Below are 8,397 nucleotides of genomic sequence, written 5' to 3'. Positions count from 1 at the left end.
TTCTTCGACGACCCGAAGATCATCGCGGACGCCTCCCGCAACCTCGGCGAGGCCATGGTCGGCATCAACTGCGACACCCTGCCCGAGACCGAGCGTTACGCCAACCGCGGCTGGTAATCACGTCCGGTCGGCCCGCCGCGCAGCCTTGATCGCGCGGCGGGCCGCCGCACGTCCGCCGAACAACCCCGAGTGAGGTAACACCGTGAGCACCCCCGTCATCGGCGTCCTGGCCCTCCAGGGCGACGTCCGTGAGCACCTGATCGCGCTGGCCTCGGCGGACGCCATCGCCCGCGAGGTCCGCCGGCCGGAGGAGCTGGCCGAGGTGGACGCGCTGGTGATCCCCGGCGGGGAGTCCACCACGATGTCCAAGCTGGCGCTGCTGTTCGGCCTGATGGAGCCGCTGCGCGAGCGGGTCCGGGCCGGGATGCCGGTCTACGGCACCTGCGCGGGCATGATCATGCTGGCCGACAAGATCCTGGACGGCCGGGACGACCAGGAGACCGTCGGCGGGATCGACATGACGGTCCGTCGGAACGCCTTCGGCCGGCAGAACGAGTCCTTCGAGTCCGGCATCGCCTTCGAGGGCATGGAGCAGCCGGTGCACGGCGTCTTCATCCGCGCCCCGTGGGTCGAGGAGGTCGGCGCGGGCGTCCAGGTGCTGGCCGAGCTGCCGGCCGCGGACGGCCCGGACAGCCGGATCGTGGCGGTCCGTCAGGGGAACCTGCTGGCCACCTCCTTCCACCCGGAGCTGACCGGCGACCACCGGGTGCACGAGTACTTCGTCCGGATGGCCGAGGAGTCCGTCGCGGCGGCCGCGGGCTGAACCGGCGCCCGGCACCGGTAAGATCCCTTCTGTTCATTTCCCTTTGGCGACGTAAAGGAGCTGGCGATGTCCGGCCACTCTAAGTGGGCTACCACCAAGCACAAGAAGGCCGTGATCGACGCCAAGCGCGGCAAGCTCTTCGCCAAGATGATCAAGAACATCGAGGTGGCGGCGAAGACCGGCGGCAGCGACCCGGCGGGCAACCCGACGCTCTACGACGCCATCCAGAAGGCGAAGAAGAACTCGGTCCCGATCGACAACATCAACCGCGCCGTCAAGCGCGGCGACGGTGCCGAGGCCGGCGGGGCCGACTACTCGACCATCATGTACGAGGGCTACGGCCCGAACGGCGTGGCGGTCCTGATCGAGTGCCTCACCGACAACCGCAACCGCGCCGCCTCCGACGTCCGGGTCGCGATGACCCGCAACGGCGGGAACATGGCCGACCCGGGTTCGGTCTCGTACCTCTTCAACCGCAAGGGCGTCATCATCGTCCCCAAGGCGGACGGGGTCGACGAGGACAAGGTCTTCGAGGTCGTCCTGGAGGTGGGCGCCGAGGAGGTCAACGACCTCGGCGAGTCCTTCGAGGTGATCAGCTCGGCCAGCGACATGGTCGCCGTCCGGACCGCGCTGGTGGACGCCGGGATCGACTACGACTCGGCCGACGCCAACTTCGTCGCGGACCTCCAGGTCCCGCTGGACGTGGACGGCGCCCGCAAGATCTTCAAGCTGATCGACGCCCTCGAGGACAGCGACGACGTGCAGAACGTCTTCGCCAACTTCGAGATCAGCGACGAGGTCGGCGCGCAGCTCGACGCCGAGTGAGCTGACGGTCCGTGACACCGGCCCGGCGGTCCTCCTGGACCGCCGGGCCGGTGTCGTTCGCGGGGTTGTCGGAACCGGGGGGTAGCCTCAGCGGGTCGGACGGACGGAGGCGGGGCAGAGGTGCGGGTGCTGGGCGTGGACCCTGGGCTGACCAGGTGCGGGGTCGGGGTGGTCGACGGCACCCCCGGCCGACCGCTGACCATGGTCGGGGTCGGGGTGATCCGCACCCCCGCCGAGGAGGAGATCGGGCCCCGGCTGCTCCGGGTCGAGCAGGGCATCGAGCAGTGGCTCGACCTGCACCGGCCCGAACTCGTCGCGGTGGAGCGGGTGTTCGCCCAGCACAACGTGCGCACCGTGATGGGCACCGCGCAGGCCAGCGCGGTCGCGATGCTCTGCGCCACCCGGCGCGGCATCCCCGTCACCCTGCACACCCCGAGCGAGGTCAAGGCCGCCGTCACCGGCTCCGGCCGGGCCGACAAGGCCCAGGTCACCGCCATGGTCACCCGGCTGCTCCGGCTCGCCGAGCCGCCCAAGCCCGCCGACGCCGCCGACGCACTGGCGCTGGCGATCTGTCACATCTGGCGCGGCGCCACCACCAACCGCCTCGCCGCCGCCGTCGCCACGGCCAAGCAGAGCAGCCCCAGGAGCAGGGAGTACCGCCGATGATCGCCTTCGTCCAGGGCCCGGTCGCCGCCGTCACCGCCGGCAGCGCGGTCGTCGAGGTCGGCGGGGTCGGCATGCTGGTGAAGTGCACCCCCCGCACCCTCGGCACGCTGCGGATCGGCGAGCCGGCCCGGCTGACCACCGCGCTGATCGTCAAGGAGGACTCGCTCACCCTCTACGGCTTCGCCGACGAGGACGAGCGGGCCACCTTCGAGGTGCTGCTCACCGCCAGCGGCGTGGCCGCCACCATGGCGCTCGGCATGCTGGCCGTCTTCACCCCCGACGAGCTGCGCCGGATCGTCGCCCAGGGCGACGCCAAGTCGCTCACCGCCGTCCCCCGGATCGGCCCCAAGCTGGCCCAGAAGCTGCTGCTGGAGTACAAGGACAAGCTCGGCGCCCCGAGCGGTGCGGCCGTCCCGGCGCAGAAGCCGCTGGCCGCCGGGCCCGCTCCGTGGAGCGAGCAGCTGCACGCCGCGCTGGTCGGCCTCGGCTACGCGGCCCGGGAGGCGGACGAGGCCGTCACCGCCGTCACCCCGGAGGCCGAGGAGCAGACCACCACGGACGTCGGTGCCCTGCTCAAGGCCGCCCTGCGCACGCTCAACCGCACCCGCTGATACCGCATCCGCCGATGGACCGTCAGGAGCCCGCCCCGATGAGCCCGTACGACTCCGACCCCGCCGACCGGGTGGTGGACGCCGCCGCCGACGGTGAGGACCAGGCGGTGGAGGCTGCGCTGCGGCCCAAGCTGCTGGACGAGTTCATCGGCCAGGAGCGGGTCCGCGAGCAGCTCTCGCTGGTGCTCCAGGCGGCCCGCAAGCGCGGCACCGCACCCGACCACGTGCTGCTCAGCGGCCCGCCCGGACTCGGCAAGACCACCCTGTCGATGATCATCGCGGCCGAGCTGGGCGCCCCGATCCGGATCACCTCCGGCCCGGCCATCCAGCACGCGGGGGACCTGGCGGCGATCCTCTCCTCGCTCACCGAGGGCGAGGTGCTCTTCCTGGACGAGATCCACCGGATGTCCCGCCCGGCCGAGGAGATGCTCTACCTGGCGATGGAGGACTTCCGGGTCGACGTGATCGTCGGCAAGGGCCCGGGCGCCACCGCCATCCCGCTGGAGCTGCCGCCCTTCACCCTGGTCGGCGCCACCACCCGGGCCGGTCTGCTGCCGCCGCCGCTGCGCGACCGCTTCGGCTTCACCGGCCACATGGAGTTCTACGCGCCGAGCGAGCTGGAGCGGGTGGTGCTGCGCTCGGCCGCCCTGCTGGACGTGGAGCTCGACGGCGCGGCGGCGGCCGAGATCGCCGGGCGCTCGCGCGGCACCCCCCGGATCGCCAACCGGCTGCTGCGCCGGGTCCGGGACTTCGCCCAGGTCCGGCACGACGGGCTGGTCAGCCGGGACATCGCGGCCCGGGCGCTGGAGGTCTACGAGGTGGACGCCCGTGGTCTGGACCGCCTGGACCGGGCGGTGCTGGACGCCCTGCTGCGGCTGTTCGGCGGCGGCCCGGTCGGCCTGTCCACGCTGGCCGTCGCGGTGGGGGAGGAGGCCGAGACGGTGGAGGAGGTGGCCGAGCCCTTCCTGGTCCGGGAGGGGCTGCTGGCCCGCACCCCGCGCGGCCGGATCGCCACCGCCGCCGCCTGGCAGCACCTCGGGATGACCCCGCCGCTCCAGGGCACCCGGGGCGCGGTGCCCGGCCAGAGCGACCTGTTCGGCGCGACCGAGCGCTGACCAGGGGTCCGTTCGTGCGGATCCGACGGAAAGATCGTGAGCAAAGCGTTCCTGGTGGATGTCGCCACCAACGGCGGCAGGATGACATGCTTGGCGTTGTCCGATCAGCGGTGGTCGCTTAGACTCCGCCGGACCGCCCCTCTCAACCGACGGGCCGACCAAAAGCCAATGGCCGTCGCTGTGCAGACGGCCTGGACAAGGACTACAGGCTGTGTCAACGCTCATCCTTCCCCTGATCATGATCGCCGTGCTGTTCATGATGTTCCGGTCGAACAAGAAGCGGCAGGAGCAGGCGCAGCAGATGCGGGCCGGCCTCGAGCCCGGCGCCGGCGTCCGCACCATCGGGGGGATGTACGCCCAGGTCAAGTCGGTCAACGAGGAGACCGTCGAGTTGGAGCTCGCCCCCGGCGTGGTCGCCCACTTCACCAAGGGTGCGATCGCCGCGGTGCTGGAGCCGCAGGAGTACGACGCGATCATCAACGGCCGCCCGGCCGACGAGGAGATCGAGGCCGCGGACGAGGCCGACGAGAAGCCGGTCAGCTTCGACAAGGCGGACGACCCGGACAACGGAGGTGCCGCCACCGAGGCCCCCAAGGACAAGTAGTACGGTCGGCCATCCCCGACCGCAGCGGCAACTGGCCGCGCGCTAACAGGACCTCACGGGCCGTCAGGCCACCTTGCCCCTATCCGCCGCCTACCGGACAGGGTCCGGTGGGCGGCGGCATGGACAGGGAGAAACGAGCAAGGTGGCAACACCCAAGTCGCGCCCGCGCGACGGTTACCCGGGACGGGCGCTGGCCTTCATCCTGGTCGTCACCGTCGGACTGGTCGCCCTCATGTTCGGGACCGGCCACACGACGCCGCGTCTCGGGATCGACCTCGCCGGCGGTACCAGCATCACGCTGACCGCCAAGTCGGATGACCCCGCCGCGATCAACAAGTCCAACATGGACACCGCGGTCAACATCATCCAGAAGCGGGTGAACGCCTTCGGTGTCTCCGAGGCCGAGGTCCAGACCCAGGGCTCGGACACCATCATCGTCAACATCCCCAACAAGGATGGTGGCAACGAGAAGGCGATCAAGGACGTCGGTCAGACCGCCAAGCTCTACTTCCGTCCGGTCCTCGCGGTCGCGCCCACCGGTGCGCTGACCCAGCCCACCGCGGACCCGAGCGCCTCGGGCACCCCGTCGGCCGCCGCCACCCCGAGCGCCGGCTCCTCGGCCGCCCCGCCGCCGTCGGCCACCCCGTCCGCGAGCGCCAGCCCGTCCGCGACCAAGGCCGGCCGCGCCGTCACCGACGCGCTGAAGGCCGACCCGACCGCGACCCCGAGCGCCGCCGCCTCCGGCACCCCGAGCGCGCAGCCGTCCGCCCCGAGCGCCGCCGACCTGTCGGCCGCCCTCACCCAGGGCACCGTGCCGGCCGAGCTGCAGCAGCAGTTCGCCGCGCTGGACTGCTCCGTCCCGGCGCAGCGCGTCGACCAGCAGGGCACCGACCTCACCAAGCCGACCGTGGCCTGCTCCTACGACGCCGAGCAGGGGGGCATCTGGTACAAGTTCGCCCTCGGCCCGGTGGCCGTGAACGGCGACACCATCTCCAAGGCCACCGCCACCTACGACACCCAGCAGGGTGCCGGCTGGCAGGTGCAGCTCCAGTTCAACAGCACCGGTGCCGACGCGTTCTCCGCGATCACCGGCCAGCTGGCCACCCAGCCCTCCCCGGCCAACCAGTTCGCCGTGGTGCTCGACGGCAAGGTGGTCTCCCACCCGTACGTCCAGGGCGCCATCCCCGGCGGCTCGGCCGTGATCTCCGGCAGCTTCACCCAGCAGGAGGCCAAGGCGCTGGCCGACGTGCTCTCCTTCGGTGCGCTCCCGCTGACCTTCCAGATGAGCGACGTCACCACCGTCTCCCCGCAGCTCGGCGGCGACCAGCTGACGGCCGGTCTGATCGCCGGCGCCATCGGCATGCTGCTCGTGGTGCTCTACTCGCTGGTCTACTACCGCGGCCTCGGCGTGGTCTCCATCCTGGGTCTGCTGGTCTCGGCCGCGCTGACCTACGCGATCATGTCGCTGCTCGGCGCGGGCATCGGCTTCGCGCTGAACCTCCCGGCGGTCTGCGGCGCGATCGTCGCGATCGGCATCACCGCCGACTCCTTCATCGTGTACTTCGAGCGCATCCGCGACGAGGTCCGCGACGGCGCCCCGCTCCGCCCGGCCGTCCAGCGCGCCTGGCCGCGTGCCCGGCGCACCATCCTGGTGTCGGACTTCGTCTCCTTCCTCTGTGCCGCAGTGCTCTACTTCGTCTCGGTCGGCAAGGTGCAGGGCTTCGCCTTCACCCTCGGTCTGACCACCGCCCTGGACGTCGTGGTGATCTTCTTCTTCACCAAGCCGCTGATCACCCTGCTCGCCCGCACCAAGTTCTTCGCCGAGGGTCACCCTTGGTCCGGCCTGGACCCGAAGCGCCTGGGCGCCCGTCCTCCGGTGCGCGGTCGCCGCCGCACCTCCGCCACTGCCGCCAAGGAGGTCTGACGCGATGTCACGCTTCAGCAACCTCGGTCACCGTCTCTACCAGGGTGAGATCAGCTTCGACTTCGTCGGTCGGCGCAAGCTCTGGTACAGCATCTCGGCCGTCATCGTCCTGGTGGCCGGCATCGGCCTCGCGCTGGGCCTCAAGCTCGGCATCGAGTTCGAGGGCGGCTCGGTCTACACCGTCACCAAGCCGGGCCTGACCGTCTCGCAGGCGCAGACCGCGGCCGACTCGATCCTGCACGACACCAAGGCCCTGGTGCAGTCCACCGACAAGGGCGCGGTGAAGATCCAGATCTCGGCCGAGGAGCAGATCCCGGCGGAGACCTTCATCTCCGAGCTGTCCAAGGACCTGGCCGTCCCGGCCAACGAGATCAACGCCCAGGTGATCGGCCCCAGCTGGGGCGAGGAGATCTCCAAGAAGGCGCTGCTCGGCCTGGTCATCTTCATGGTCCTGGTGACCATCTACCTGGCCATCGCCTTCGAGTGGCGGATGGCCATCGCCGCCCTGGTCGCTCTGATCCACGACCTGCTGATCACCATCGGCGTCTACGCCCTGGTCGGCTTCGAGGTCACCCCGGGCACCGTGATCGGCTTCCTCACCATCCTCGGCTACTCGCTCTACGACACGGTCGTCGTCTTCGACACCGTGAAGGAGAACGCCAAGGGCATCACCCGGCAGAACAAGGTCACCTTCAGCGAGGCGGCCAACGCCGGCCTGAACCAGACCCTGGTCCGCTCCATCAACACCACGGTCGTCGCCCTGCTCCCGGTCGCCGCGCTGCTGTTCATCGGCGGTGGCTTCCTGGGCGCCGGCACCCTGAACGACATCTCGCTGGCCCTGTTCATCGGTCTCGCGGCCGGTGCCTACTCCTCGATCTGCGTGGCGACCCCGCTCTACGCGCAGCTCAAGGAGGCCACCCCCGAGATGCGCGCGCTGGCCAAGAAGGTCGCCGCCCGCCGGGCCGCCGACGCCAAGGCCGCCGAGGAGCGGGCCGCCGCCGGCCTGCCCGAGGAGGACCCGCAGGCGCCGCAGGACGAGGCCGACGACGAGTCAGCCGGTATGGTCGGACAGCGGAACCAGCCGGTCAGCAAGTCCCGTACCCGGGGCCGCCCGTCCGGCAAGCACTGACGACCCAGCACCTAGGACCCCCGTGACCTCTCCCGACCCCGCCCTGGCCGAGCTGCTCAACAGCCGGATCAAGGACGTCCCCGACTACCCGAAGCCGGGCGTGCTGTTCAAGGACATCGCGCCGCTGCTCGCCGACGCCGAGGCGTTCGGCGCCCTCACCCGGGCGCTGGCCGCCCGGGCGGCGGAGCTCGGGGCGACCAAGGTGGTCGGGCTGGAGGCACGGGGGTTCGTGCTGGCCGCCCCGGCGGCGTACGCCGCCGGGCTGGGCTTCGTGCCGATCCGCAAGAAGGGCAAGCTGCCCGGCGAGGTCTTCGCGAAGTCCTACGACCTGGAGTACGGCTCGGCCACCCTGGAGGTGCAGTGCGACGCCTTCGCCCCGGGGGAGCGGGTGCTGGTGGTCGATGACGTGCTGGCCACCGGCGGCACCATCGCGGCCTCGCTGGACCTGGTCCAGCAGGCCGGGGCCGAGCTGGCCGGCGTGGTGGTGCTGATGGAGCTGAGCTTCCTGCCGGGCCGCGAGCGGCTGACCCCGCACCTGAACGGCGCACCGCTGGAGACCCTGGTCACCGTCTGAGGGACCGTCACGACGCGGGGGGGGGGGGGGGGCGCCCCCCGCGGGGGGGGGGGCCGCCCCCCCCCGGGGGGGGCCGGCCGGGGGGGGAAGACACCCCCACCCCCCCCCCCGGCGGGGGCGCCGCGC

The 8,397-nt window shown here is 71.5% G+C and carries 9 protein-coding genes and 1 pseudogene; all 10 read left to right on the top strand.

Going from position 1 to position 8,397, the window contains the following annotated elements; genetic code table 11:
- Positions 1-117: pseudogene (locus ACIRBX_RS35755) on the top strand (pyridoxal 5'-phosphate synthase lyase subunit PdxS); the annotation flags it as partial.
- A gap of 85 nt (positions 118-202) precedes the next feature.
- Entirely contained in the window at positions 203-823 is a 621-nt protein-coding gene (gene pdxT, locus ACIRBX_RS35750) for a pyridoxal 5'-phosphate synthase glutaminase subunit PdxT (RefSeq protein WP_402303975.1), read from the top strand.
- Positions 824-889: 66 nt separating this feature from the next.
- Positions 890-1,648 carry a YebC/PmpR family DNA-binding transcriptional regulator gene (locus ACIRBX_RS35745; RefSeq protein ID WP_402303974.1) on the top strand — a complete coding sequence of 253 codons (759 nt, stop codon included), beginning with the start codon at positions 890-892 and terminating at the stop codon, positions 1,646-1,648.
- A gap of 120 nt (positions 1,649-1,768) precedes the next feature.
- Positions 1,769-2,314 (top strand): crossover junction endodeoxyribonuclease RuvC, encoded by a 546-nt coding sequence (gene ruvC, locus ACIRBX_RS35740; protein ID WP_402303973.1) that lies wholly within the window; start codon positions 1,769-1,771, stop codon positions 2,312-2,314.
- Positions 2,311-2,925, top strand: a complete 615-nt coding sequence (gene ruvA / locus ACIRBX_RS35735; RefSeq protein WP_402303971.1) for a Holliday junction branch migration protein RuvA — start codon at positions 2,311-2,313, stop codon at positions 2,923-2,925. Before ruvC ends, ruvA begins: the two co-directional genes overlap by 4 nt.
- 38 nt (positions 2,926-2,963) lie before the next feature.
- The gene (gene ruvB / locus ACIRBX_RS35730; protein WP_402303981.1) at positions 2,964-4,040 is read left to right on the top strand and encodes a Holliday junction branch migration DNA helicase RuvB; all 1,077 of its coding nucleotides are present in this window, start codon (positions 2,964-2,966) and stop codon (positions 4,038-4,040) included.
- Positions 4,041-4,251: 211 nt separating this feature from the next.
- Complete coding sequence (gene yajC, locus ACIRBX_RS35725) at positions 4,252-4,644, top strand: preprotein translocase subunit YajC (RefSeq protein ID WP_402303969.1); 393 nt, start codon at positions 4,252-4,254, stop codon at positions 4,642-4,644.
- A 142-nt stretch (positions 4,645-4,786) separates the two neighbouring features.
- Positions 4,787-6,568 (top strand): protein translocase subunit SecD, encoded by a 1,782-nt coding sequence (gene secD / locus ACIRBX_RS35720; protein ID WP_402303968.1) that lies wholly within the window; start codon positions 4,787-4,789, stop codon positions 6,566-6,568.
- Between the two features lie 4 nt (positions 6,569-6,572).
- On the top strand, positions 6,573-7,697 hold the full coding sequence (gene secF, locus ACIRBX_RS35715) for a protein translocase subunit SecF (protein ID WP_402303966.1): 1,125 nt from the start codon (positions 6,573-6,575) through the stop codon (positions 7,695-7,697).
- Between the two features lie 22 nt (positions 7,698-7,719).
- Positions 7,720-8,271, top strand: coding sequence for an adenine phosphoribosyltransferase (locus tag ACIRBX_RS35710; RefSeq protein ID WP_402303965.1), 552 nt, complete (start codon positions 7,720-7,722; stop codon positions 8,269-8,271).
- Positions 8,272-8,397: the final 126 nt, after the last annotated feature.

This window comes from Kitasatospora sp. NPDC096147 (genome assembly GCF_044763225.1).
GTDB lineage: Bacteria > Actinomycetota > Actinomycetes > Streptomycetales > Streptomycetaceae > Kitasatospora.
The sequence above is the reverse complement of the archived record's forward strand: the minus strand, read 5'-3'. Positions and strand labels throughout refer to the sequence as shown.

Excerpts from the sequence above, each read along its gene's own strand:
- secF (WP_402303966.1), top strand. The coding sequence starts at position 6,573 with ATGTCACGCTTCAGCAACCTCGGTCACCGTCTCTACCAGGGTGAGATC.
- ruvA (WP_402303971.1), top strand. The coding sequence starts at position 2,311 with ATGATCGCCTTCGTCCAGGGCCCGGTCGCCGCCGTCACCGCCGGCAGC.
- ruvB (WP_402303981.1), top strand. The coding sequence starts at position 2,964 with ATGAGCCCGTACGACTCCGACCCCGCCGACCGGGTGGTGGACGCCGCC.
- ACIRBX_RS35745 (WP_402303974.1), top strand. The coding sequence starts at position 890 with ATGTCCGGCCACTCTAAGTGGGCTACCACCAAGCACAAGAAGGCCGTG.